This is a genomic window from Halarchaeum acidiphilum MH1-52-1 (assembly GCF_000474235.1).
Taxonomy (GTDB): Archaea; Halobacteriota; Halobacteria; order Halobacteriales; family Halobacteriaceae; genus Halarchaeum; species Halarchaeum acidiphilum.
Genome location: NZ_BATA01000012.1, coordinates 1 through 21,645, shown reverse-complemented (window position 1 = coordinate 21,645; position 21,645 = coordinate 1). Strand labels below are relative to the sequence as shown.

Annotated in this window: 26 protein-coding genes and 1 pseudogene; 14 read left to right on the top strand and 13 right to left on the bottom strand. The window is 70.8% G+C overall.

From position 1 onward, the window contains the following. Positions 1 to 8 precede the first annotated feature (8 nt). From AOZ13_RS14160 to AOZ13_RS03610, 3 genes are read right to left on the bottom strand one after another with little or no spacing between them, the layout of a single operon-like run. A complete protein-coding gene (locus AOZ13_RS14160) occupies positions 9 to 578 on the bottom strand; it encodes a hypothetical protein (protein WP_020222316.1) in 570 nt (189 codons plus the stop codon). Between the two features lie 48 nt (positions 579 to 626). After that, positions 627 to 1,475, bottom strand: a complete 849-nt coding sequence (locus tag AOZ13_RS03615; protein ID WP_020222317.1) for a ribose-phosphate diphosphokinase — start codon at positions 1,473 to 1,475, stop codon at positions 627 to 629. 45 nt (positions 1,476 to 1,520) lie between these two features. Then, on the bottom strand, positions 1,521 to 2,375 hold the full coding sequence (locus AOZ13_RS03610; protein WP_020222318.1) for an HVO_0234 family beta-propeller protein: 855 nt from the start codon (positions 2,373 to 2,375) through the stop codon (positions 1,521 to 1,523). 183 nt (positions 2,376 to 2,558) lie between these two features. On the opposite strand from AOZ13_RS03610, the gene AOZ13_RS03605 reads away from it, so the two are divergent. Both AOZ13_RS03605 and glmM read left to right on the top strand, forming a co-directional pair. Continuing rightward, on the top strand, positions 2,559 to 2,954 hold the full coding sequence (locus AOZ13_RS03605; protein ID WP_020222319.1) for a hypothetical protein: 396 nt from the start codon (positions 2,559 to 2,561) through the stop codon (positions 2,952 to 2,954). Positions 2,955 to 2,994: 40 nt separating this feature from the next. Further along, positions 2,995 to 4,356, top strand: coding sequence for a phosphoglucosamine mutase (gene glmM, locus AOZ13_RS03600; RefSeq protein WP_021779847.1), 1,362 nt, complete (start codon positions 2,995 to 2,997; stop codon positions 4,354 to 4,356). Here the strand turns inward: glmM and AOZ13_RS03595 are convergent. Genes AOZ13_RS03595 through hisA form a run of 3 tightly spaced genes read right to left on the bottom strand, consistent with a single transcriptional unit; the run spans position 4,353 to position 6,665 of the window. Then, the gene (locus AOZ13_RS03595; protein WP_049933797.1) at positions 4,353 to 5,495 is read right to left on the bottom strand and encodes a DUF7118 family protein; all 1,143 of its coding nucleotides are present in this window, start codon (positions 5,493 to 5,495) and stop codon (positions 4,353 to 4,355) included. The two genes, glmM and AOZ13_RS03595, sit on opposite strands and share 4 nt — an antisense overlap. A gap of 2 nt (positions 5,496 to 5,497) precedes the next feature. After that, complete coding sequence (gene hisI / locus AOZ13_RS03590; RefSeq protein ID WP_020222311.1) at positions 5,498 to 5,881, bottom strand: phosphoribosyl-AMP cyclohydrolase; 384 nt, start codon at positions 5,879 to 5,881, stop codon at positions 5,498 to 5,500. A gap of 55 nt (positions 5,882 to 5,936) precedes the next feature. After that, complete coding sequence (gene hisA / locus AOZ13_RS03585; protein WP_020222310.1) at positions 5,937 to 6,665, bottom strand: 1-(5-phosphoribosyl)-5-[(5-phosphoribosylamino)methylideneamino]imidazole-4-carboxamide isomerase; 729 nt, start codon at positions 6,663 to 6,665, stop codon at positions 5,937 to 5,939. 108 nt (positions 6,666 to 6,773) lie between these two features. Between hisA and AOZ13_RS03580 the strand changes: the two genes are divergently transcribed. The 4 genes from AOZ13_RS03580 to hisB all read left to right on the top strand — a co-directional run bounded on the left by AOZ13_RS03580 (position 6,774) and on the right by hisB (position 10,289). Next, positions 6,774 to 7,949: an inorganic phosphate transporter gene (locus tag AOZ13_RS03580; RefSeq protein WP_020222309.1), complete on the top strand. Its 1,176-nt coding sequence runs from the start codon at positions 6,774 to 6,776 to the stop codon at positions 7,947 to 7,949. Positions 7,950 to 8,029: 80 nt separating this feature from the next. After that, positions 8,030 to 8,419: a ferredoxin Fer gene (fer, locus tag AOZ13_RS03575; RefSeq protein ID WP_020222308.1), complete on the top strand. Its 390-nt coding sequence runs from the start codon at positions 8,030 to 8,032 to the stop codon at positions 8,417 to 8,419. Positions 8,420 to 8,615: 196 nt separating this feature from the next. Beyond that, entirely contained in the window at positions 8,616 to 9,659 is a 1,044-nt protein-coding gene (locus AOZ13_RS03570; RefSeq protein WP_049933794.1) for a prepilin peptidase, read from the top strand. Between the two features lie 42 nt (positions 9,660 to 9,701). Beyond that, positions 9,702 to 10,289 carry an imidazoleglycerol-phosphate dehydratase HisB gene (hisB, locus tag AOZ13_RS03565; protein WP_020222845.1) on the top strand — a complete coding sequence of 196 codons (588 nt, stop codon included), beginning with the start codon at positions 9,702 to 9,704 and terminating at the stop codon, positions 10,287 to 10,289. A 38-nt stretch (positions 10,290 to 10,327) separates the two neighbouring features. Here the strand turns inward: hisB and AOZ13_RS03560 are convergent, their stop codons facing one another. Then, entirely contained in the window at positions 10,328 to 10,978 is a 651-nt protein-coding gene (locus AOZ13_RS03560) for a prolipoprotein diacylglyceryl transferase (protein ID WP_021779842.1), read from the bottom strand. Positions 10,979 to 11,087: 109 nt separating this feature from the next. Here AOZ13_RS03560 and AOZ13_RS03555 point away from each other — a divergent pair, with 109 nt between their 5' ends. The 4 genes from AOZ13_RS03555 to AOZ13_RS03540 all read left to right on the top strand — a co-directional run bounded on the left by AOZ13_RS03555 (position 11,088) and on the right by AOZ13_RS03540 (position 15,054). Next, positions 11,088 to 12,113, top strand: coding sequence for a zinc-binding dehydrogenase (locus AOZ13_RS03555; protein WP_020222277.1), 1,026 nt, complete (start codon positions 11,088 to 11,090; stop codon positions 12,111 to 12,113). Positions 12,114 to 12,138: 25 nt separating this feature from the next. Beyond that, positions 12,139 to 12,708 carry a cysteine hydrolase family protein gene (locus AOZ13_RS03550; RefSeq protein ID WP_020222276.1) on the top strand — a complete coding sequence of 190 codons (570 nt, stop codon included), beginning with the start codon at positions 12,139 to 12,141 and terminating at the stop codon, positions 12,706 to 12,708. Positions 12,709 to 12,781: 73 nt separating this feature from the next. Further along, a complete protein-coding gene (locus tag AOZ13_RS03545; RefSeq protein ID WP_021779841.1) occupies positions 12,782 to 14,116 on the top strand; it encodes a dihydroorotase in 1,335 nt (444 codons plus the stop codon). 116 nt (positions 14,117 to 14,232) lie between these two features. After that, entirely contained in the window at positions 14,233 to 15,054 is an 822-nt protein-coding gene (locus AOZ13_RS03540; RefSeq protein ID WP_021779840.1) for a YihY/virulence factor BrkB family protein, read from the top strand. A 9-nt stretch (positions 15,055 to 15,063) separates the two neighbouring features. On the opposite strand, the gene AOZ13_RS03535 is transcribed toward AOZ13_RS03540, so the two are convergent. Beyond that, positions 15,064 to 15,864 (bottom strand): DUF5806 family protein, encoded by an 801-nt coding sequence (locus AOZ13_RS03535; protein WP_394324672.1) that lies wholly within the window; start codon positions 15,862 to 15,864, stop codon positions 15,064 to 15,066. On the opposite strand from AOZ13_RS03535, the gene AOZ13_RS03530 reads away from it, so the two are divergent. Both AOZ13_RS03530 and AOZ13_RS03525 read left to right on the top strand, forming a co-directional pair. Beyond that, positions 15,776 to 16,186 (top strand): 30S ribosomal protein S6e, encoded by a 411-nt coding sequence (locus tag AOZ13_RS03530; RefSeq protein WP_020221925.1) that lies wholly within the window; start codon positions 15,776 to 15,778, stop codon positions 16,184 to 16,186. The genes AOZ13_RS03535 and AOZ13_RS03530 overlap by 89 nt on opposite strands. A 109-nt stretch (positions 16,187 to 16,295) precedes the next feature. Then, positions 16,296 to 16,730 carry a DUF5807 family protein gene (locus AOZ13_RS03525; RefSeq protein WP_021779839.1) on the top strand — a complete coding sequence of 145 codons (435 nt, stop codon included), beginning with the start codon at positions 16,296 to 16,298 and terminating at the stop codon, positions 16,728 to 16,730. A 76-nt stretch (positions 16,731 to 16,806) separates the two neighbouring features. On the opposite strand, the pseudogene AOZ13_RS03520 reads toward AOZ13_RS03525, so the two are convergent. Together AOZ13_RS03520 and AOZ13_RS03515 are read right to left on the bottom strand one after the other, a co-directional pair. Next, positions 16,807 to 17,903 (bottom strand): annotated as a pseudogene (locus tag AOZ13_RS03520) (DHH family phosphoesterase). Between the two features lie 37 nt (positions 17,904 to 17,940). Continuing rightward, positions 17,941 to 18,381, bottom strand: coding sequence for a universal stress protein (locus AOZ13_RS03515; RefSeq protein ID WP_020221927.1), 441 nt, complete (start codon positions 18,379 to 18,381; stop codon positions 17,941 to 17,943). A gap of 76 nt (positions 18,382 to 18,457) precedes the next feature. On the opposite strand from AOZ13_RS03515, the gene AOZ13_RS03510 reads away from it, so the two are divergent. Continuing rightward, a complete protein-coding gene (locus tag AOZ13_RS03510) occupies positions 18,458 to 18,910 on the top strand; it encodes a universal stress protein (protein WP_020221928.1) in 453 nt (150 codons plus the stop codon). Here the strand turns inward: AOZ13_RS03510 and AOZ13_RS03505 are convergent. Both AOZ13_RS03505 and AOZ13_RS03500 read right to left on the bottom strand, forming a co-directional pair. Continuing rightward, a complete protein-coding gene (locus AOZ13_RS03505; protein WP_020221929.1) occupies positions 18,889 to 19,449 on the bottom strand; it encodes a GNAT family N-acetyltransferase in 561 nt (186 codons plus the stop codon). The two genes, AOZ13_RS03510 and AOZ13_RS03505, sit on opposite strands and share 22 nt — an antisense overlap. After that, complete coding sequence (locus AOZ13_RS03500) at positions 19,446 to 19,814, bottom strand: universal stress protein (protein ID WP_020221930.1); 369 nt, start codon at positions 19,812 to 19,814, stop codon at positions 19,446 to 19,448. The genes AOZ13_RS03505 and AOZ13_RS03500 overlap by 4 nt, the downstream gene beginning before the upstream one ends. Positions 19,815 to 19,907: 93 nt before the next feature. Here AOZ13_RS03500 and AOZ13_RS03495 point away from each other — a divergent pair, with 93 nt between their 5' ends. Further along, positions 19,908 to 20,801 carry an NAD(P)-dependent oxidoreductase gene (locus tag AOZ13_RS03495; protein WP_020221931.1) on the top strand — a complete coding sequence of 298 codons (894 nt, stop codon included), beginning with the start codon at positions 19,908 to 19,910 and terminating at the stop codon, positions 20,799 to 20,801. 260 nt (positions 20,802 to 21,061) lie between these two features. Here AOZ13_RS03495 and AOZ13_RS03490 read toward each other — a convergent pair. Then, positions 21,062 to 21,645, bottom strand: a 584-nt coding sequence (locus AOZ13_RS03490) for an aldehyde dehydrogenase family protein (RefSeq protein ID WP_148294556.1), incomplete at its 5' end; no start/stop codon positions are given.

The following is a 21,645-nucleotide window of genomic DNA, read 5'->3' as shown; positions in this document are numbered from 1 at the left end:
CGGACGCCTCAGTCCGACGCGTTCGCTCCGTCCGCCCGCACCGCGCCGTCGACGCGATGGAGCGTCGGTGTGGTCTGGTCGTTCTCGATGGTCGCGACGACGCGCCCGTCGACGGTGAGTTCGACGGAACTGTAGTTCGTCGGGAGCGTGCCCGCGCCGACGAGCGTCGTCCCGACCGCACAACTCCGAGTCGTGACCGCCGGTCTGCGCTTCGTGCCGGCCGTCTCGACGGCGAGGGTGTAGTCGCCGGCGACCCCACCGGTCACGTTCGCCGTGGCCGACTCGCCCCACGCGTGGCGGACCGTGACGTTGAACGCGTCGTTGTAGTGGTCGCCGTCCGCGACGCTGTAGAGCCAGCCGTCGTGCGAGCCGGTATCGAGACAGTGCGCACCGCTCGAACTGAGGACGAGGCCGGATGGGGGCGATGGGTTGGCGGCGTCACCGGATGCGGCGTTCGGGGCGAGGGCTGGCGAGACGACGAGACCGATGGCGACGCCGACGGCGAGCGCGACGACGACGGCGACGGCGACGGCGATGGCGGCGAGGTGTTTGAACTCGAAGCCGGTCGCGTCGTCCATACCGTCGTATCCGCGTACCGAGGGAAAAAGGCCGGGTGCCGGGTCGCGCTATTCGCGCCCGATGGCTTCGGCCACCGCGGGCGCGGCCGAGGCCTCGCTGACGGCGCGCTCGATGGTGTCGGTGGCGACGACGTCGTCAACGCCCGCTTTCGCGAGCTTCGTGCGCGCGTTCGCGGCGAGCAGCGGGTGGACGCACGCGACGAAGACCCGACTCGGCTCGTCGAGGAGGCCGATCGCTTCGCTCATCGTCGAGCCGGTGGCGACGATGTCGTCGACGACGACGACGTCCCTCGCAGAGACGTCGGTCTCGCTCGGCGTGATCTCGACGTCCGTGCCGGAGTGCCGAATCTTCTCGAAGAAGTCGGCGTCCCCGGGACCGTAGGCGTCCCGCACCGATTCGGCGAGCGGGAGCGCGGAGGCGTCGGGCGCGAGGAAGACGGGATCGCGGAGGTCCTCGGGGAGGGGGTCGGCGAGGTGCGGCGTCGCGTCGACGTTCGTCGCCGGCGCGTCGAAGAACTCGCAGACGGCCGGCTCGTGGACGTTGACGGTGTAGACGGCGTCGGTTCCGGTGGAGACGGCGCGCGCCATCGCGCGAGCGGAGACGGGTTCGCCCGGCTCGAAGGCCTCGTCCTGTCGGGCGTAGCCCATGTAGGGGAGGACCGTTATCACACTCTCGGCGCCGGCCTCGCGGACGGCGTCCTGCAACTGGAGGAGTTCGACGTGCGCGGCGTCGTCCACCGTGGAGGCGACGACGACCGCGCGGCCCTCGACGGGCGGAACGCGGACGATGCGCTCGCCGTCCGGGAACGACTCGTACTCGACGCGCGCGAGCTCCTCGCCGAGTTCGGCGGCGAGCGCGGACGCGAGGCCCTGCGAGGCGGAGCCACTGACGATCATGGCTGTAGAGTGTGCCAGCGAGGGGTTAGGCGTTTCCGTCCGCGTTCACCGCTCGTCCTCGACGACAGCGACGGCGGCGACGCCGGGGAGACCGATGGTCCGGGTACGCCAGCCGTGGCCGGCGTCGACGGCGACCGTACCAGATGAATCGACGGCGTAGAGCGCGCCAGCGCCGTACGCGACGTCCGCGAGGTCGGTGAGCGGACACGCGCGTTCGCGCCAGTCGTCCCCGTCGTACTCGCACAGGGTGTCGTCGACGACGGCGGCGGCGTGGTCGGCGCGCGCGGCGACGGCCGTCGCGGTCCCGTCGCGTTCGGCGAGCCAGCCGTTGCCGAGGCGGTAGACGCCCGCATCGGTGCCGGCCCACGGGCCGGCGCTCACGGGACGTCCCTCCCCGTTCGCCGTTCCGCGGGTCCGATCCGTCGGTCCCGCGGAGACGTCGTTCGCGTCGTCGAGTCCGACGTGCGTGACCTCGTCGTCGGTGGCCCGATAGACGCCTCCGGTGGTGGCGAGGAGCGCGCCGTCGGCGCGGCGGGCCTCGGGCGCCATGCCGCGTGCCGTCCACGTCCCGCCGTCGTACGCGGCGACGCGGCCTTCCGGACCCGCGGCGAGGAGGGTGTCGCCGTCGTAGCTCGCGGCGACGGCGTCGCCGAAGCCCGTCTCCGCGAAGCCCTCGATGTCGCCGACGCGGACGTCTTCGCGGTCGGCGACGGCGGCGGATCCGTTCGCGACGGCGACGTCCCGGACTTCGGTGGTGGTGAGGAGGGCGAACTCGCCGATCTGATCGCCGGAGACGGCGACCGAGGCGAGACCGCGGTCGGTGCCGACGAGCAGGGTCTCGGTTCCGGTCTGCTCGGCGTAGACGCGTTTCTCGTCGAGGCTGATGTCGTGGTCGCCCATGCGTGGAGAAGTGAGTGCCGGGGCGGAAAGAGTTGCGCCCGCAGTGCCGAGCGGAGCGAGGCGCCGGGGGTGGAGCGAACGGTGGGCGAGAGCGAACCGTGAGCCGCGCGATGTGCGTGTCGCACTCGCCGCCGACGGCGGGGACCGCGCGGTACTTCCGCCGCGCGCCCCGACGGTCGTCGTATGCGACGCCGCCAGTACCTCGCGGCGGGGACGACGGGACTCGCGGGCGCGCTCGCCGGCTGTACGGGATTCGATCCCTTCGGGCCGTCCGGCGAGTGGAAGCTCCGCGCGATGCCCGCCGACCCGAACGCGAGCGACTACACCTGCACGCTGAACGACTCGTTCGTCTCGGCGCATCCCCACCTGAAGACGGTGCTCTCGCGGGCGCGCGACGGCGAGCGCGGGACGTGGTCCGATCCCGTCTATCTCGACGCGAAGACGGGGAACGACCTCGGGACCGATCTCTCCGAGCACTGTCAGGGCGGCTTCCGCGGCGTCTACTTCTACGACGGCGACGCCTTCTTCGTCAGCCTGATCGACCGGCATCCGGGGAACGGGAAGGGCCACGATCACTGATAGAGAAACGGCTTTGGGGCGGCCGCCGTCAGGGTGAGCCATGCAGGTGTTCGGGTCGAGCGGGACGCGCGGCGTCGCGAACGAGGAGGTGACGCCCGCGTTCGCGCTCCGCGTGGCGAAGGCCGTGGGCACCGTCCGCGAGGAGTCACGGCTCGCCGTCGGGCGCGACACCCGCCGGACGGGGCGGATGTTGACGAACGCGGTCGCGTCGGGTCTCGCGGCCGCCGGAGCGGACATCGATCGGCTCGGCGTCGTGCCGACGCCCGCGTTGCAGGCGTACGCGGCCGACGAGGGCGTTCCGGGGATCATGGTGACCGCTTCGCACAATCCGCCGGAGTACAACGGATTGAAGCTCGTCGGCGCGGACGGCGTCGAACTCCCCGTGGACGCGCTCGAACGCGTCGAGGCGGTGCTGCTCGGCGAGCAGTCGGCGGCGGTGTCGTGGGACGAGACCGGCGCGGACCGCTCGATCGAGGGCGCGCGCCGGCGGTACGTCGAGTCGCTCCTCGGCGCCGTGGACCGCGAGCGGATCGCCGACGCGGATCTGACGGTCGCGCTCGATCCCGGCCACGGTGCGGGCGCGCTGACGAGTCCCGACTTCTATCGCGAACTCGGCTGTCGCGTCGTGACGGTGAACGCGCAGCCCGACGGGCAGTTCCCCGGTCGCGACCCGGAGCCGGTCCCGGAGAACCTCGCTGATCTCGGGCGGCTCGTTCGCGCGAGCGACGCGGGCGTCGGCATCGCGCACGACGGCGACGCGGATCGCGCGATCTTCTACGACGAGACGGGCGAGCCGATCGACGGGAGCGCGTCGTTCGCGGCGCTCGCCGCCGCCGAACTCGACGCGGGCGACGTCGCCGTCTCCGCGGTGAACGTCAGTCAGCGCCTCGTGGACGTCTGCGAGGACGTCGGCGCGGACCTCGAACTCACGCCCATCGGCTCGACGCGCATCATGACGCGCATCCAGCAGTTACACGAGGCGGGCGCGCGCGTCCCCGTCGCGGGCGAGGGCAACGGCGGCGTGATCTTCCCCCGGTATCGGATCGCGCGCGACGGCGCGTACACGGGCGCGCGCTTCCTCGAACTGCTCGCCGACCGGTCGGCGAGCGAGGCCGTCGCGCCGTACGACGGCTACGAGAACGTGCGCGTGAACGTGCCGTACGAGGACGAGGCGGAGCGCGAGGCGCTGCTCGCCGTCGCGGAGGCGTACGCGGAGCGCGCCGCCGACGCCGAGTTGACGACCATCGACGGCTACCGGCTCGACTACGGCGACGCGTGGGTGCTCGCCCGGCCGTCCGGAACCGAGCCGGTCGTGCGGGTGTACGCGGAGGCGCGCGGCGCGTCGCGGGCGCGCGATCTCGCTGACGGATTCGCCGAGGCGCTCCGAGCGGCGCGCGACTAGGAACGCAGGGCGTCCGCGAGGCGCTCTCTGGCGTCACGGACGCGTTCGAGATCGTCCCCGACCGCACCGTTCGCGACGCGCTCGCGCTCCGCGGCGTCGAGTTCGTCGCGGGCGAGTGCGGCCTCGCGGAGGCGCGCGTAGCGCTCGGTTCGAGCGATCGCGACCACGTCGCGGAGGCGCGCGACGGCGTCGTCGGCGTCGATGCGATCGAGCGCGGAGACGAGTTCGTCCGCTCGATACCGGAGGACGTCCGCGGGATCGGGCGGCCAGCCGAGCGTCAGGAAGTCGCCGTCGAGGCGCTGCAGGAAGGAGCGGTTCGCGCCGACGACGCGCTTCAGCGTGGCGGGCTGGTCGACGTAGTGTTCGAGCTTCGAGAGCGATTCGTCGCCGTATTCGAGGAGCGTCGAGACCGGCTCGGTGCCGGCCTCCCGCTCGCGGACGTAGGCGAGGAGTTCGGGCGGGACGCGCGGCACGTCCACGAGCGGGAAGGCGGAGAGCGCGTCGAGCCACCCGAGGAGGTCGCGCGCGGACCGGTCGGTGAGGGCGTCCTCGACCGCGCTGCGGGCCGCGGCGTCGTACGCCTCGACGGGTTCGCGGAGGTCGTCGATCGGCGCGTCGAGGTCGGCGTCCGTGAGGCGGGCGACGCGTTCGAGGCGGTCGATCTCGTCGTCGAGGGCGGCGAGGCGCTCCTCGGCGTCGCGCCGGGCGGACCGATGGGCGTCGCGGGCGGCCTCGCGCTCGTCGAGGCGCGCGGTGAGGTCCGCGACGGGATCGAGGGCGTCGCGGGCGCGATCGAAGTCTGAGGCGGTGACGCGGCGCTTGTCGAGCGCGTCGTCGTAGGCGTCGAAGGCGTCCGCGCGCGGGAGGTCGTCGTCGACGTCCTCGACGAGTTCGGCGACCTTCCCCTCGAACTCGATGTACGACTGGAAGTCACCGGATCCCGTCGCGGAGTCCTCGTAGCCGTCGAGGAGACGCAGGGCGTCTCCGCGGTGCGCGCGGAGGCGTTCGAGGGCGTCGGCGCCGTGCTCGTCGACGGCGGCCTCGGCGTCGTCGCGGCGCTCGCGGGCGTCGTGGAGGCGCGCAACGAGATCCGAGACGTCCGTGCGGGCGTCGTCAGCGACGCCGGTCGCGTCGGCCATCGTCACTCGTAGACGTCGTCGGGATCGAAGGCGCGCTCCCCGACGTGATCGCCCTCGATGGTGCGGTAGAAGCACGATCGGTGCCCGGTGTGGCACGCCCCGCCGGTCTGCTCGACGACGTAGAGGAGCGAATCGCCGTCGCAGTCGACGCGCACCTCCGCGACGTCTTGGGTGTGCCCGCTCGTCGCGCCCTTCTCCCAGAGTTCGTCGCGCGAACGCGAGTAGTAATGTGCCCGCTCCGTCTCGACCGTCTTCCGGACGGCCTCTCGATTCGCGTACGCCAACATCAACACCTCGTCGGTCTCGGCGTCCTGCGCGACGGCGGGCACGAGACCGTCCTCGCCGAAGTCGAGGTCCACGCCGAACTCGCTTTGACTCTCGCTCATACTCGAAGATGCCGACGAGCGTGGATAGGTCTTCTGTCGCTCCTCGGGGAGACCCCTACGCGATCCGCTCGCGGGCCTCCGCGAGCGTGAAGTTCCCCTCGTAGAGCGCGGTGCCGACGACGACCGCGGCCGCCCCCGCCTCCTTCAGTGCCGCGATGTCGTCGAGCGTCGCGACGCCGCCGGAGGCGACGACGGGAATGTCGACGGCGTCGACGACGCGCGAGACGACGTCCGTGCGGACGCCGGCCTGCTGGCCCTCGACGTCGACGTCGGTGAAGAGCACGCCGGACGCGCCGATGTCGGCGTACTCGGTGGCGGCCTCGGCGGGGTCGAGACCCGTCCCCTCGGTCCAGCCGGAGACGACGACCTCCCCCCCTTTGGCGTCGAGGCTGACGAGTACGCTGTCCTCGTAGACGTCCGCGATCTCGCCGACGAGATCCGGATTCTCGACGGCGGCCGTTCCGAGGATGACGCGGTCGACGCCGATCTCGAGGAGATCGCGGGCGTCCGTGAACGACCGGATTCCGCCGCCGACCTGCACGTCCGCGTCGTCGCCGACGGCCTCGACGACGGCCGCGATGGCGTCCTCGTTCTCGCGCGCGCCCTCGAACGCCCCGTCGAGATCGACGAGGTGGATCGTCTCCGCGCCCGCGTCCAGCCAGTCCTCCGCGGCGCGCACGGGGTCACCGTAGCGCTTGCCCGTGCCGCGCTCGCCCTGCACCAACTGAACGACCTCGCCGTCCTGCACGTCGACCGCGGGGACGACCTCGAACGTCTCGAACATATCCGAGGGTGCGAGGGCGAGGGGGAAAAAGCGTCCGCGTCGGCGCCGACGACGGCACCGGATCGGCGATCACGGGGTTCAAACCGGGCGCGGGCGTAGCCGGGGGCGATGGCCGCGCTCCTCCTCGCCGTCGGTGTGCTCGTCGCGGCGTTCGTCGGTTACAACATCGGTGGCTCCTCGACGGGCGTCGCCTTCGGGCCGGCCGTCGGCTCGACGGTCGTGACGAAACTCGGCGCGGCCGCGCTCATGTCGGTCTTCGCCCTCCTCGGTGGGTGGACGATCGGCCGGGGCGTCATCCACACGATGGGGGGGCGCATCGTCCCGAGTTCGGAGTTCACGCTCCCCGCGAGCGTCGGCGTGCTCTTCTTCGTCGGCGTCGCGCTCCTCATCTCGAACCGCTACGGCGTCCCCGCCTCGACGTCCATGACGGCCGTCGGGTCCATCGCGGGTCTCGGCGCCGCGACCGGCACCCTCCGGATGGCGACGATGGGGCGCATCGTCTCCGCGTGGGTCGTCGCGCCCGTCCTCGCCTTCTGGATCTGCGCGGTCGTCGGTCGCTACGCCTATCCCTACATGGACGCGGTGTTCCGCCTCGACGCCGCCGACGCCCCGCTGTTCCGCTGGCGTGAGGGCCGCGTCGCCTACCCCGTCGGCGTCAACCCCGCCGCGTCCCGCCGGCAGTTCGTCGGCTCCGGCCTCGTCGTCGCTATCGGCTGCTACATGGCGTTCTCCGCGGGCGCCTCGAACGTCGCGAACGCCGTTGCACCGCTCGTCGGCGGCGGCTACGTCGGATCGAGCGCGGGCGTCCTCCTCGCCGCGGCCGCGATCGCCGTCGGCGCGTTCACCATCGCCCGCCGGACCCTCGACACCGTCGGCAACGACCTCACCGACCTCCCGCTACTCGCCGCGCTGATCGTCGAAGCCGTCTCTGCGTCCCTCATCACCGTCCTCTCCGCGCTCGGGATTCCGGCGAGTCTCGCTGTCTCCGCGACGATGTGCATCGTCGGTCTCGGCTGGGGGCGCGCGACCCGGACCGTCCGCGCGAACGACGCGCTCAGCGGCGAGGGCGAGACCACCGTCTCGATGGGATCGCTCGCCGCGGACCGGGCCGACGACCCGAGCGACGTGCCGCGCATCGGTGAGGAAGACCCCGAGGAACTCGCCGCCGCGGACCTGTTCGATCCCACCGCGGTCGGGCGGGTCGTGATCCTCTGGGTGCTCACGCCGTCCGTCGCCGCCGCCGCGTCGTTCGCGCTGTTCTCCCTCGTGCCACTCGCCGAGTGAACGTCCACGTGTCGGCGGAAGCGGCGGCGATTACGTGAAAACAGCAAGGCCTTTCCTTACGGGCGAAAAACTCCCGGGTGATGCCAACCGTCGAATACCTCAACTACGAAGTCGTCAGCGACCAAGGCTGGGACATTGACGACGACGACCTCTTCGAGAAGGCCGCGGACGCCGGACTCGACGAGGAGGACTTCGGTGATCTGGACGTACCCGAGGGTAGTTACATCCTCGAGTCCGCCGAGGCGCAGGGCTACGACTGGCCGTTCTCCTGTCGCGCCGGTGCGTGTGCGAACTGCGCGGCCATCATCAAGGAGGGCGAGATCGACATGGACATGCAGCAGATCCTCTCCGACGAGGAGGTCGAGGAGAAGGACGTGCGCCTGACCTGCATCGGGTCGCCGGCCACCGACGAGGTCAAGATCGTCTACAACGCGAAGCACCTCGACTACCTCCAGAACCGCGTCATCTAACGGCGACGACGTCGCCCGATAGGACCGCGGGACGCGCGTCCAGCGCCATCGAACGCGGTCGATTCAGCACGACCCACCGTTTTCTTTCGCGACGCATCCGATAGCGAGGTGATCGTCGCGCTGTCGTCGGTCGCGTCGACGCGGCGGACGCGAGCGGGCCGCAATCACTTTGACCCTCTCGCGCCCCCGTTCGTTCGTGTACGCGTCCGCCGCCGACCTGCTCCGCCTGCTCTCCGTCCCCGCCTTCGCCTACGGGGCGTACCGGGACGTCGAGACGCGTCGCGTCCCCGATCTGCTCTGGCCGCCCCTGCTCGTTCTCGGCCTCGTCTGCCTCGGCTTGGAGGGGTGGAATGCGCTCCACGCCCCGGGCGCGTTCGCGTTCCGCGCGTTCGCACTCCGGTCGGCCGTCAGCGTCGTCATCGTCGGCGGTCTCGGCGCGTTCTTCTACGTCGTCCCCGTCGGCTTCGGCGGTGCGGACGCGAAGGCGCTCGTCGCCATCAGCGTCCTCCTCCCGACGTACCCGGCGTACTATCTCGATGGGTTCGTCCTCCCGCACGTCCCGACGGCGATCCGCGTGTTCGCGCTCACCGTCCTCACGAACGCGCTCATCCTCGGGATGGCCTACCCGCTCTACTTGCTCGTCGCGAACGCGCTCCACGGCGAGATCGCGTCCGTGATGGCCGTCGGCAAGCGCGTGCCGGTGGCCGACCTCCCGCACGAACACGGCAGCCTGCTGGAGGACCGTGACGGCACGCGCCTCAGCGGCGGTCTCGACCTCGACGCCCTCCGGATGTACTGCCGCTGGCGCGGCGTCACGCTCGCCGACCTCCTGTGCGATCCCGGCCTGCGCGATCCCGCGACGCTCCCGGCCGACCCGAACGACCCGACGGACGGCGCGGTGGCGCGCGGCGACGCGCGGACGGACGGCGGGACGACGCCGAGCACCGCCGACGCGGACGAAATCGAGAGCGGCGACGCGGACGAAATCGAGAGCGGCGACGCGGACGCCGACTACGACGATCCGTGGGGCGCCGCGGCGTTCCTCGACGACATCGGGGGCTCGGCGTACGGGACGTCGCCCGCGACGCTCCGCGAGGGTCTCGACGTCCTCGCGGCGCGCGACGCCGTCTGGATCACCCCCGGGACGCCCTTCTTCGTCACTCTCACGCTCGGACTCGTCGTCGCGTTCACCTACGGCGACGTCCTCTTCGCCGTCCTCGGCGCGCTCGGTCTCGTGTGAGGCGAGCGCAACGGCCTTGAGCGACGCGCGAGAAGCGAGGGTATGACCACGCGTACGGGCGCGGCGTCCCGCTCGACCGCGGAGACGGAGATCGACGTCACCGTCGACCTCGACGGCGACGGCGAGAGCACGATCGACACCGGCATCGGCTTCTTCGATCACATGCTCGAATCGTTCGCGAAGCACGGTCTCTTCGACCTCACGGTGCGCTGCGACGGCGACCTCCACATCGACGACCACCACACCGTCGAGGACGTCGCCATCGTCCTCGGCGAGGCCGTCGACGAGGCGCTCGGCGAGAAGCGCGGTATCGTCCGCTACGCCGACCGGAAAGTCCCCCTCGACGAAGCGATCGGAAGCGTCGTCCTCGACGTCTCCGGGCGCCCCCACTACGACTTCGAGGGAGCGTTCAGTCAGGAGCGCATCGGCGACTTCACCAGTATCATGGCCGCTCACTTCTTCCAGTCGTTCGCCGAACACGCCGGGCTGACGCTCCACTGCGCGATCACGGGCGAGAACGCCCACCACGAGGTCGAGGCGCTGTTCAAGGCGAACGCCCGCGCGCTCGACGACGCGACGCGTCTCGACGAGCGCCGGAGCGACACGCCGAGCACGAAGGGCGAACTCTAGCTCGCGGAAGGCCTGCGGGACGAAGACGCTCCGGATCCTCAGGGCGTCCGCACGCCCCGTGCGGTCTCTTCGAGGTGTCCGTTCTCGACAGCGGCGTCGACAGCGGCGTCCACCTCGGCGCGCGAGAGGTCGTACGCGCCGTCGGCGAGTTCCGCGAGGTCCGCGCGCGTCATCGCGCCCGGCCGGTTGCGCAGGAGCCGAACGAGCTGGGCGTACCCCTCGGGGCGGTCCGGTCCCGCGTCACCTTCGTCGTCCTCCTCGACGCGCTCGCCCGCACCATCGCCCTCGTCGGCGTCGGTGACGTCGGCTTCGGCGGTCACGTCGTCACGCGCGTCGGCGCGGTCGTCGCCGTCGTCCACGCTGTCGTCACCGTCAGCGGCTTCGGGATCCTCGGCGTCCTCGTCGCTCCCGTCCGCGTCGCTCGCACCGTCATCGCTCGTACCGTCCCCGTCGCTCGCCCCCTCTCCGGCCGCGGGTTCGAGCGTGACGGCGGGCGACGACTCGGTCGAGCGCTCGCTCGGTTCGCCGCCGAGGGCGCCGAGGAGGGGGTCGACGACGCCCGCGAGGGTGTCGCGGCAGGCCGCACAGAGGACGAGGCGGCGCTGGCCGCCGGGGGCGGACGCGGGGACGACCTCGTAGACGCCGTCGGCCGGCTCCTCGCAGAAGTCGCAGCAGTCGAGTTCGCGCATACGCGACGCCTCGGCCGCCGGGGACTTAGGTGGTGCGTGCCGCGAGTCGATAGCCGCGAACGCGGCCGGCACGCCGACGTTTTTGATCGCGGCGCGCGGAGACCGAATCATGCCCGAGATTCCCGAGACGATGGACGCACAGGTCATCCGCGAGTTCGGCGAGCCGGACGCCTTCGAGGCCGCGGAACTCGACGTGCCCGAGATCGACGCGAACGAGGTGCTCGTCGAGGTGGCGGCGACGAGCGTCAACCCCGTGGACACGAAGATCCGCAGCGGATACGCGAGCGACCTCTGCCCCGACTTCCCTGCGGTCCTGCACGGCGACCTCGCCGGGGAAGTGGTGGCGGTCGGCGACGGCGTGGCGGAGTTCGCCGTCGGCGACGAAGTGTACGGCTGTCCGGGCGGCATCGCCGGTACCACGGGCGCGCTCGCGGAGTACGCGGCCGCGGACGCCGCGACGCTCGCGCACAAGCCCGAGACGATCTCGATGCGCGAGGCCGCCGCACTCCCGCTCGTGACGATCACCGCGTGGGACGGCGTCGTCACGCGCGCGGACGTCTCGCCCGGCGAGTCCGTCCTCGTCCACGGCGGGACTGGAGGCGTGGGCCACGTCGGCGTCCAGCTGGCATCGCTCGAAGGCGGCGTCGTCCACGCCACGGCCTCGACCGACGCGAAGCGCGACCTCGCACGCGACCTCGGCGCCGACTACGCCTTCGACTACCATCGCGACGTCGAGGACTACACTGCGGAGTACACGGACGGCGAGGGCTTCGACGTCGTCTTCGACACGGTCGGCGCGGGCGCGGACAACCTCGGGACGGACTTCGCCGCCGCGGGCGTGAAGGGCCGCGTCGTCACCACCGTCTCGCGCGGCGAGGCCGACCTCGATCCCGTCCACTCGAAGGGCCTCAGCGTCGACACCGTCTTCATGCTCCTGCCGCTCATCCACGACGACCACGCCGGCCGCCTGCGTCACGGCGAGATCCTCGAACGCGTCGCGGCGCTCGTCGACGAGGGCGATTTAGACATCCACCTCGACGACACCGACTACGGTCTCGACGAAGTGAGCGACGCCCACAGTCGCCTCGAAGCCGGTGAGCACGTCGGCAAGATCGCGATCCGGGTCAACGACTAAGCGTCTCGCGCCCTCGAATACGCGTGTGACCGCGTTCGACTCCGAAGAGACCGCACTGATCGTCGTCGACATGCAGAACGGCTTCTGTCACCCCGACGGGAGTCTCTACGCGCCCGCGAGCGGCGACGCCGTCACGCCCTGCGTCGCGCTCGCCGAACGCGCCCGCGACGCCGGCGCGAGCGTCGTCTACACCCGCGACGTCCACCCCGAGGGCCAGTTCGAGGGGAACCGCGCGTACGACGAGTTCGAGCGCTGGGGCGAGCACGTCGTCGAGGGATCGTGGGACGCCGAGTTGGTGGACGATCTCCCCGATCCCGATCACGTCGTCGAGAAGCACACCTACGACGCCTTCCACCGGACCGATCTGGAGGGGTATCTCGACGCGCACGGCCTACGCGATCTCGTCTTCTGCGGGACGCTCGCGAACGTTTGTGTCCTTCACACGGCCGCGAGCGCCGGCCTGCGCGATTACCGCACGGTGATCGTCGAGGACGCGCTCGGCTACATCGAGGAGGACCACAGAGAATACGCGACCGAGCACGCGGCGTGGCTGTTCGGCGAGACGGCGACGCGCGACGCCGTGACGTTCGCGTAGGTGTCGATTACCGGTCTCCGGATCGTCGCACGGCCTCCGTCAGCTTTAGGCGCGCGAGCGCCGACGCCTCGGTATGCGCGTGATTCGCGACGCGACGCTCGCGGACGGCCGGGTCCGCGACGTCCGCATCGACGACGAGGAGATCGACGCGGTCGGCGTGGATCTCGACGGCGCGGAGACCATCGACGCCGATGAGCGACTCCTCCTGCCCGGCGCCCTCGACGTCCACGTTCACTTCCGCCAGCCCGGCGCGGGCCACAAGGAAACGTGGGCGACCGGGAGCCGGTCGGCCGCGGCGGGCGGCGTCACGACCGTCGTCGACCAGCCGAACACCGACCCGCCGACCGTCACCGGCGACGCCTACGACGGGAAGGAGGCGTACGCCGACGACTCGCTCGTCGACTACGGCCTCAACGGCGGCGTCACGGAGTCGTGGGATCCCGACTCCCTCTTCGCGCGCCCGCTGTTCGCGCTCGGCGAGGTCTTCCTCGCGGATTCGACCGGCGAGATGGGCATCGACGCCGACCGCTTCACGGATGCCGTCGATCGCGCCGCGGCCGCGGGCGTGCCCGTCACCGTCCACGCGGAGGACGCGTCGCTCTTCGACGAGAGCGTGCTTCCGGGCAGCACGGAAGACGCGAGCGCGGAGATGGACGACCCGCGAGCGGAGGCGACAGCGCGCGAGGACGCCGACGCGTGGAGCGCCTACCGGCGCGCGGAGGCCGAGATCGCCGCCGCCGAGCGGACCGTCGAGGTCGCGGCCGACACGGACGCGCAGGTCCACCTCGCACACACCTCGACGCCCGAGGCCGTCGACATCGCCCGCGACGGCGGACTCACCTGCGAGGTGACGCCCCACCATCTCTTCCGCTCGCGCGACGACTACGACGAACTGGGAACGTTCGGACGGATGAACCCACCCCTCAGAAGCGAGTCGCGTCGCGCCGCGCTGTTCGAGCGCCTCGTCGACGGCCGCGTGGACGTCGTCGCGACCGATCACGCGCCCCACACGCGCGAGGAGAAGGACGCCGACGTCTGGAACGCGCCCTCCGGTGTCCCGGGCGTGGAGACCATGGTGCCGCTCCTCCTCGCCGCCACTCGGACCACCGACCTCACCGTCGAGCGCGTCCGGACCGTCACCGCGCGCAACCCCGCGGAGGTGTTCGGCGTCGCCGGGAAGGGACGGATCGCCGCGGGGTACGACGCCGACCTCGCGCTCTACGACACCACCGACGCGACGGAGATCGACGGCGACGCGCTCCACTCGAAGTGCGGGTGGACGCCGTTCGCGGGCTTCGAGGGCGTCTTCCCCGAGTGGACGATGCGTCGCGGCGAACTGGTGTGGGAGCGCGACGGCGAGGCGTTCGGGAACGCGAACGGGAGGAACGTCCGCGGCGACGACCGCTAGGGGGATCGCCGCGGAACGGCGAACGAGGTGGGGGAGACGCGAGCGGCGGCGAGTCACACGGGGGATTCGAGGGCGAGGCCCGAACGTTCAACCTCCGGACGGCCACACGAACGGGTATGTCAGACTCGACGATCGCGCGCACCCGCGAGGCGGCGCTGGAGACGGTGACCGTCGTCCGCGAGCGCAACCTCCCGTTCGTCGCGGGCGCCATCGCGTACGCGGCGTTCGTCTCGCTCGTCCCGCTGCTCGTGCTCGTCTTCGCGCTCGCGTCCGCGCTCCGCGGGCCGACCGCCGCGAACGCCGTCGTCGCCGCCCTACAGGGGTTCCTCTCCCCGAACGCCGCCGACCTCCTCCGCGACGCGCTGACGGACAAGACCGGCGCCTTCGGCACGTCGCTGCTCGGCGTCGTCCTCCTCGCGTGGAGCGCGCTGAAGGTCTTCCGCGGGCTGAACACGGCGTTCGCGGTCGTCTACGGCACGGAGATCGACGGGTTCGTCAACGCCGTTCGGGACGGTCTCGTCGCGCTCGGCTGTCTCGCCGTCGCCACGATCGGCCTCGTCGGCGTCGGGACCGCGCTCGCGCTCGTCGTGGATCGACTCCTCCTCGACCTCCTCGGACCGGTCCTCTTGCTCGTCGGGCTGACGATCGCGTTCTGTCCGCTCTACTACGTCCTCCCCGGCACGCCCGTCACGGTCCGCGAGATCGTCCCGGGGGCGTTCGTCGGCGCGGCCGGATGGCTCGCGTTCGGCGCCGTCTTCCGCGCGTACGTCGCGTACGCCGGCTCGAATCAGGCCTACGGAGTCCTCGGCGGCGTCATGCTCCTCCTCACGTGGCTCTACGTCGCCGCGCTCGTCCTGCTCGTCGGCGCCGTCGTGAACGCCGTTCTCACCGGTCGGCTGAGCGAGGGCGACGAACGTGTCGTTCGGGGCGACGATTGACGCGTCCGCTCAGTCGTCGGCTTTGGCGTCGCCCGTCATCTCGTGCCCGCAGTTGGGACAGGTCGCCCCGGAGTGGCGGAGTTCGTCGCTCGCCTCGCGGACGTCGCGCATGACCTCCGAGATGCGATCCTCCGCGTCGAGTTCCTCCTCGACGGTGAGTTCGACGCCCTCGACTTCGAGGAGGAACTTCGCGACCTCCGTCGACTCGTACATCAGGTCGTCGAGTTCGTCCGCGGTGAAGAAGTCGCTCATCGCGCCGTAGAGGAACGTCGCGCCGGCCTTCGTCACCTTCTCCTCGAACGCCGCGCGGGCCTGATTGACCGCCTGCGGGGTGTACGTGTCCGTCATGAACGGTACGAGTTCCGGGAGATTCTCGCCGATCTTCGTCATCTCGACACCGGTCTCCGTCCGGAAGTCCGCGCAGAGGCGTGCGATCGCCCACTCGCGGGCCGTGATGTACGTGCGCTCGCGGAGGAAGTCGTTGACGCGCTCGTACTGCGCGCCGTCGACCTTCGTGAAGCGGTCGTAGCGCTGGACGTCCTCGGGCACGCCGGGTTCGGGGCCGTCGTCGTCGGCCGCCTCGTCGTCCGCCTCGACCCCGGTAGCGTCGTCCTCGCTCATACCCGACGTACCCGAGAAGCGGCCAAAAGCGTGTCGCCGCCCGTCGCGGCCGCTCCGGGGTTTCGACGCGCTTTTAGGTCGCGCAACCGGGAGTACGCGTATGGCTACGTTCAACGTCGTGGTCGCTGACCCCGCCGAGGGGACGGCGTACCCCGTCGAAGTCGAGGGACAGGACGCGAATCGCTTCATCGGTCGGGATATCGGCGACGAGGTCGACGGTGACGCCGTTGGACTGACCGGCTGCACGCTCGAAATCACCGGCGGCTCCGACGAGGCCGGGCGTCCGATGCGCGCCAGCGTCTCCGGTCCCGGTCTCGAGGACGTCCTCGTCAAAGAGGAGAGCGTCGGCTACAACCCCGAGCGCGACGGCGAGCGTCGCCGCATCAGCGTCCGCGGGAGCGAGGTCTCCGACGCCACCGTCCAGATCAACGCGAAGGTCACGGAGACCGGCTCGGAGTCCGTCGCGGAACTCCTCGGCGAGGGCGAGACCGAGGAAGACGAGGCCGAGTAGGCGACACGTCGGCGCGATCGAATCCACGAGCGGGCCGCCCGGCCCGCGAGTACGGCGCGCTTCGAGTCGAACGCACGTCGCTTTTCTTGCGCGAACCCCTATACCGGGTATGACCGACAGGTACACCGAGTTCCTCGCGGGCGAGCGCCACGAGGACGTCGCGATCTACCTCACCGAGGACGTCGTTTCGAACGTCGAGAGCCTCGCAGACCGCGACGACGCCGTCGCACACGACGACGCGGTCGTCCTCGTCCTCGACGGCGAGCGCGGCCGCAGCGTCTTCCAGAAGACGACTGGGATGGCCGCGATGGAGTTCGCCCAAGAGGCCATGGGCGCGGACGGGCACGTCGATCGCGACCTCGCGGGCGGCGAGTGCCCCGAAGCCGACGGGGACGAGGATCACGACGTCGCGTTCGTCTTCGCGTTCACCGAAGCGCAGAACGAGGAGGTCGGCGGTCTCTACGCGGAGGGCGCCGTCGTCCACGCCTACGCGCACTGCGAGTGCGGCGCGAGCTACTCGGAACGCTGGCTCTGTGCGGAATAGCGCGGAGCCGAGCGGACGCGAGGGTCCGCGACGAGACGAGCGGTGAGCGCAGCGTGGCGCGCCGCGGAACGAGGCGCTATTCGGCGGCCTCGGCGGGTTCGTCGGGGAGCGTCCGGAAGGCGTTGAGGATGACCTGCGTCGCCACCGCGCCGCCGGTCGTCCAGTGGTTCGCGTAGTCGAGCATGTCGTCGTAGATGTCGGGCTTGCAGCCGGCGGCCTGCGGGTGGCCGCCGCCGTTCACCTGTCGGGCGACCTCGTGGCACCGCTCGAAGTCCTCGCTCCCGCGGATCGAAGCGGAGCCGGCGGGCTTCACGATGACGGCGGCGTCCGCGCCTGCTCGCGCAGGGCGTCCGCGACCTCGTTCTGCGAGCATCGGCCGTAGGTGACGCCGACGCTCACGGCCTCGTCGGCGACCGTGAGCGTCCGGATCTCGGCGCGGTCGACGGCTTTGTCGATCAGTTCGCGCTTCTCGACGCGCTCGGCTTCGAGGAATTCGAGGACCGGTTCGGGGAGGTCGGGACCGTGCTCGCGCACCGTCTCGACGTACTCCTCGTCGTCGGCGCGATGCGAGTAGTCGGCGAGGTCGTCGCTGCGCGGGTCCTCCTTGAGCCAGAGGTCGTGATCGCGTGTGACGGCCGCGAGTTCGACGAGGTGGCGGGGGAGGTCGGCGTCGAGGGAGCGCACCGCGACGTCGGCCGTGCACTCCTCGTCGGAGTCGCCGACGACGAGGTCGACGCCAACGTCGCGGACCCGTTCGGCCGCGTCCTCGGTCCACTGGTGGTGGTCGTACCAGTGGACGGCGCTCGCGTGCGCCACGAGGCGTTCGAGTTCGTCGCGGACGTACGCGTACTCGTCCGGACAGAGGTCGCAGACGTAGACGGTCGCGTCCGCGGGCGCGTACTCGGCGGCACGTTCGAGGCCGTCCTCGAGGTTGTGCGGGCCGGCGGGGACGATGGCGGCGTCGCCGTACACCTCGCGGACGAGCGCGGCACAGGCGAGACCGTCGGCGTCGGGGTCCGCCACCACGACCACGTCCGCGCCGTCGAGGCGCTCGCGGAGCTCGCGGTCCCGCTCGGCCTCGGAGACGTCGTCGGGGACGAAGAATCCCCGCCCCGGCAGGCGGGACTTGCGTTCGAGCGAGAGGGTATCGTCGTCGATGACCCGGTCTTTCATATCGGAGGAAGCGCGGGCAGGGAGAAGAACCCGACGGTTAGCTCCCCGACTCGTCGGTTCCGAGGCGCCGCACGGTCAGGACGGGGACGGGCGAGGAGCGGACGACGCGCTCCGCGACCGAGCCGATGAGCAGGCGGTTCTCGCCGTGCCGACCGCGCGTCCCCGTCGCCACGACGTCCGCATCGGTCTCGCGGACGTACGCCAGAACCTCGTCGGACGGGCGCCCCTCGCGGACCGCGGTCGTCACCGGCCTGTCGGTGCGCTCGACGACGTCCGTGAGGGCGTCCTCGGCCCGCTCGGACAGCGCGTCCGCCATCTCCGCGCGGAGATCGTCGGGAGTGGTCTCGACCTCGCCCGTGTCGACCACCGAGAGGGCGTGGACGTCGGCGTCGAAGCGGGCCGCGAGATCGAGTGCGACCTCGATCGCTCGCTGCACGCTCTCCGAGCCGTCGGTCGCGACGACAACGGTGTCGATCATACGCGGGACGTCGCCGCGTCCGCACTTAACTCCACTCCTCGGTGGGCTTTTGGTGGCGGCCCTCGCAGACGCGGACATGGCCCTCGAAGTCGAGACGGTCCTCGTCCCCGTCGACGGGAGCGACGCGGCCGGGACCGCCGCGGAGTACGCCGTCGCCGTCGCCGAACGCTACGACGCCGACGTCCACGCGCTATTCGTCCTCGGCGACGACGTCGCACAGAGCATCGAGGAGGGCGACATCGACGAGGACGCCATCGCCGACGGACACCGGGCGTTCCTCGACGATATCCGCGCGTTCGCCGCCGACACGGACGTCCCGGTCGGCACGTCCGTGATGCACGGCTTCTCGACGCGTCGCAAGACACATCACCCGGGGAACGTCATCCTCGATTGCGCCGAGGACGTCGACGCGGACTTCATCGTCGTGCCGCGACAGGGGCGCACGAGCGCCGACCCACCGGGTGCGGTACTGGAGAAGGTCGCGGAGTACGTGTTGCTCTACGCGAGTCAGCCCGTGCTGTCCGTCTGAGCGTTCACCGCGGAGAGATCCATCGACATCTCGATCTCGAAGCTCTCGGCGTTCGTCGTCTCGAAGCCGACCTTCTCGTAGAGCGCGATCGCCGCGTGGTTCCACCGCTCAACCGTCAGCCAGACCTCGGTGACGCCGTTCGCGGCGCCGTATCCGAGGAGCGTGCGGATGAGGCGCGTCCCGATGCCGCATCCCTGTGAGTTCTGATGGACGAAGATGGCGAGTTCGTACCCCTCCTCGCCGTCCGGGACGAGCGTCGCGTGCCCGACCGCGTCGCCCTCGTGCCACGCGACGACGTTGTAGGCGTCGCCGCCGACGAGCGTCTCCAGCCACGAGCGGATGCGCGACTCCCCCGTCGGCGGGATGCCCTGCGCGCGCATGCTCGGGTCGAAGTCGTCGTACATCGCGACGAGCGCCTCGAAGTCGTCGTCGTCCGTCGAGGGGAGCGTGCGAACGGTGATCTCGCGACCCTCGCCGTCCTCGAAGGAGAGCGGCGGCGTCGGGAACGAATCGGGACCCGTGTCGGTTTCGTCCGTCATCTGACCAGCGTGACCGTGACCGGCGCGTTCAGCAGGACGAACTCGGCGATGTGGCCGAGTCGGATCTTCCCCATCGGGCTTCGCTCGCCGCCGCCGAGGGCGACCTGATCGAAGTCCTCGCGCTCGGCGAGCTGGACGAGTTCGCTCCCCGGATCACCCGTGATGTGACGGACGTCCGCGTCCAGCCCGGCGTCCTCCAGCACCGCCGTCGCGTGATCGATGACCTCGTCCGCGGAGCGCTCGCTCTCCGGGTTGTCGAGGACGGCGACCGTCAGCTCGTCGCCCGCCTCGACGGCGCGTTCGACCGTGCGATCGAGGGCGTCGAGCGAGTCGTCGCTACCGCCGATGCCCAATAGCACTTTCATGAACGATACGTCTTCCCGGCCGCGCAAAAGCCTTTCCGGCACGTCTCACTGGGGCCGTCGGGCTATTTGGCGTGCGACGCCGTAGCGTGACGTATGCCGACAGTCGGATTCGTCGGTCTCGGCGCGATGGGCGCGCCGATGGCCCGGAACGTCGCCGAATCGTTCGACTGTATCGTCTACAACAGGAATCCGGAGGCGACCGAACCGTTCGCCGACGACGGCGTCCCCGTCGCGGACGCGCCGCGCGAGGTGGCCGAGCGCGCGGACGTCTCCGTCGTGATGGTGACGGACGGTGACGCCGTTCGCGACGTCCTCACTGGTGTGGGCGGTCTGCTGGCGGGACTCGACGACGGCGACCACGTCGTGAACGCCAGCACGGTCTCGCCGGACGATACTGCGGAAATCGCGGCGCTCGTCGCGGACGCGGACGGACGCTTCGTCGACTGCCCGGTCTCCGGGACGGTCGGACCAGCCGAGGAGGGGACGCTCACGATGCTCGCGGGCGGTGCAGAGGAGGACGTGGACGCCGTCGAGGACGTGCTGCGCGCGATGGGTGATCCCGTCGTCCGCTGCGGCGACGTCGGCGACGGCACGCACGCCAAGCTCTCCGTGAACCTCCTGCTGGGCGACGTGATGCAGTCGTTCGCGGAGTCGCTCGCGCTTGCGGACGCGAACGGTCTCGACGTCGACGTGATGCTTGAGGCCATCGGCTCCGGCGCGCTCTCATCGACGCTTCTCGACGTGAAGGGCGAGATGATCGCCGAGGGCGACTTCGAGGCGGCGTTCCCGCTCGACCTGCAGTTCAAGGATCTGCGGCTCGCGCTCGATAGCGCGAGCGAGAACGAGGTGCCGCTCCCGGCGACTGCGGCGACGAAGGAGGCGGCGAACGCGGCGCGGGCGCTCGGCCACGGCGACGAGGACATCGCGGCGTTCGTCCGCGGCATCGAGGACGTCACCGGCGACGAAGTGCGTCGCGGAGGCGAATAAGCCACGACGAGACGGGCAAGACGTCAGGAGGGGGCGTACACGACGGGCGTCAGCTCGCCGGGCGGGATGTCCGTCGGGTTTCGCGATTCCCGCCCGGGCCGCGGTCAGCGCACCCGATGGCATGGTCGCGTTCTGCTATTTGAAGGTTCAGTGGGTGACAGACGAGAGCTGACACCCAGCACGGGCCATCGTCCGGCGACCTTTCGGGTTCTTCGAGCCACTCGGTCGTCGGTTCACCGAGCGCTCCGCGCTCGGCCTTTTCAGAAGGGGTAGTCGCGGGCGTCGTGCTGGAGGCTGATCCACTTGGTCTGCGTGATCTCGTCGAGGAAGGCGTCGCTGTTGTAGCCGCCGACGCCGGAGGCGCCGATGCCGCCGAAGGGAACGTGTGCCTCGTCGTTGATCGGCTGGTCGTTGATGTGGACGTGGCCAGTCTCCATGCGGTCCGCGATGTCCTTCGCGACGCCGAGGTCGCCGGCGTGGACGGCGCCGGAGAGACCGAACTCGGTGTCGTTTGCGAGTTCGACGGCTTCGTCGACGTCGCTGAAGGGGATGACGGGCGCGATCGGACCGAACGTCTCGTTGCACGCGGCGGCCATGTCGTTGGTGACGCCGGAGAGGACGGTCGGCTTGACGACGAGCGAGTCGTCGCTGCCGTCGATTTCGGCGGTTTCGCCGCCCGTTTCGAGCGTCGCGCCGGCCTCGATCGTCTCCTCGACGTAGCCGAGCATCTCGTCGCGCTGGCTCTCGTTGACGATCGGCCCGACGATCGTGTCAGCGTCGTGTGCGCTCCCGACGGGGAGGTCCGCGGCGCGCTCGGCGAGGCGCTCGACGTACTCGTCGTAGA

Coding starts and splice junctions, on each gene's coding strand:
- hisA (WP_020222310.1), bottom strand. CDS start 6,665: ATGTTCGAGACGTTCGAGGTCGTCCCCGCGGTCGACGTGCAGGACGGC.
- AOZ13_RS03605 (WP_020222319.1), top strand. CDS start 2,559: ATGCGACGCCGCCAGTACCTCGCGGCGGGGACGACGGGACTCGCGGGC.
- AOZ13_RS03525 (WP_021779839.1), top strand. CDS start 16,296: ATGACCGACAGGTACACCGAGTTCCTCGCGGGCGAGCGCCACGAGGAC.
- fer (WP_020222308.1), top strand. CDS start 8,030: ATGCCAACCGTCGAATACCTCAACTACGAAGTCGTCAGCGACCAAGGC.
- AOZ13_RS03610 (WP_020222318.1), bottom strand. CDS start 2,375: ATGGGCGACCACGACATCAGCCTCGACGAGAAACGCGTCTACGCCGAG.
- AOZ13_RS03535 (WP_394324672.1), bottom strand. CDS start 15,864: ATGAAGCGATTCGCGTCCTGTCCCTCGACTTCGACGGGGTACGCCGTC.
- AOZ13_RS03545 (WP_021779841.1), top strand. CDS start 12,782: ATGCGCGTGATTCGCGACGCGACGCTCGCGGACGGCCGGGTCCGCGAC.
- AOZ13_RS03495 (WP_020221931.1), top strand. CDS start 19,908: ATGCCGACAGTCGGATTCGTCGGTCTCGGCGCGATGGGCGCGCCGATG.
- AOZ13_RS03615 (WP_020222317.1), bottom strand. CDS start 1,475: ATGATCGTCAGTGGCTCCGCCTCGCAGGGCCTCGCGTCCGCGCTCGCC.
- AOZ13_RS03510 (WP_020221928.1), top strand. CDS start 18,458: ATGGCCCTCGAAGTCGAGACGGTCCTCGTCCCCGTCGACGGGAGCGAC.
- AOZ13_RS03505 (WP_020221929.1), bottom strand. CDS start 19,449: ATGACGGACGAAACCGACACGGGTCCCGATTCGTTCCCGACGCCGCCG.
- AOZ13_RS03515 (WP_020221927.1), bottom strand. CDS start 18,381: ATGATCGACACCGTTGTCGTCGCGACCGACGGCTCGGAGAGCGTGCAG.
- AOZ13_RS03595 (WP_049933797.1), bottom strand. CDS start 5,495: ATGGCCGACGCGACCGGCGTCGCTGACGACGCCCGCACGGACGTCTCG.
- hisB (WP_020222845.1), top strand. CDS start 9,702: ATGACCACGCGTACGGGCGCGGCGTCCCGCTCGACCGCGGAGACGGAG.
- AOZ13_RS03500 (WP_020221930.1), bottom strand. CDS start 19,814: ATGAAAGTGCTATTGGGCATCGGCGGTAGCGACGACTCGCTCGACGCC.
- glmM (WP_021779847.1), top strand. CDS start 2,995: ATGCAGGTGTTCGGGTCGAGCGGGACGCGCGGCGTCGCGAACGAGGAG.
- AOZ13_RS14160 (WP_020222316.1), bottom strand. CDS start 578: ATGGACGACGCGACCGGCTTCGAGTTCAAACACCTCGCCGCCATCGCC.
- AOZ13_RS03530 (WP_020221925.1), top strand. CDS start 15,776: ATGGCTACGTTCAACGTCGTGGTCGCTGACCCCGCCGAGGGGACGGCG.
- hisI (WP_020222311.1), bottom strand. CDS start 5,881: ATGAGCGAGAGTCAAAGCGAGTTCGGCGTGGACCTCGACTTCGGCGAG.
- AOZ13_RS03540 (WP_021779840.1), top strand. CDS start 14,233: ATGTCAGACTCGACGATCGCGCGCACCCGCGAGGCGGCGCTGGAGACG.
- AOZ13_RS03560 (WP_021779842.1), bottom strand. CDS start 10,978: ATGCGCGAACTCGACTGCTGCGACTTCTGCGAGGAGCCGGCCGACGGC.
- AOZ13_RS03555 (WP_020222277.1), top strand. CDS start 11,088: ATGCCCGAGATTCCCGAGACGATGGACGCACAGGTCATCCGCGAGTTC.
- AOZ13_RS03580 (WP_020222309.1), top strand. CDS start 6,774: ATGGCCGCGCTCCTCCTCGCCGTCGGTGTGCTCGTCGCGGCGTTCGTC.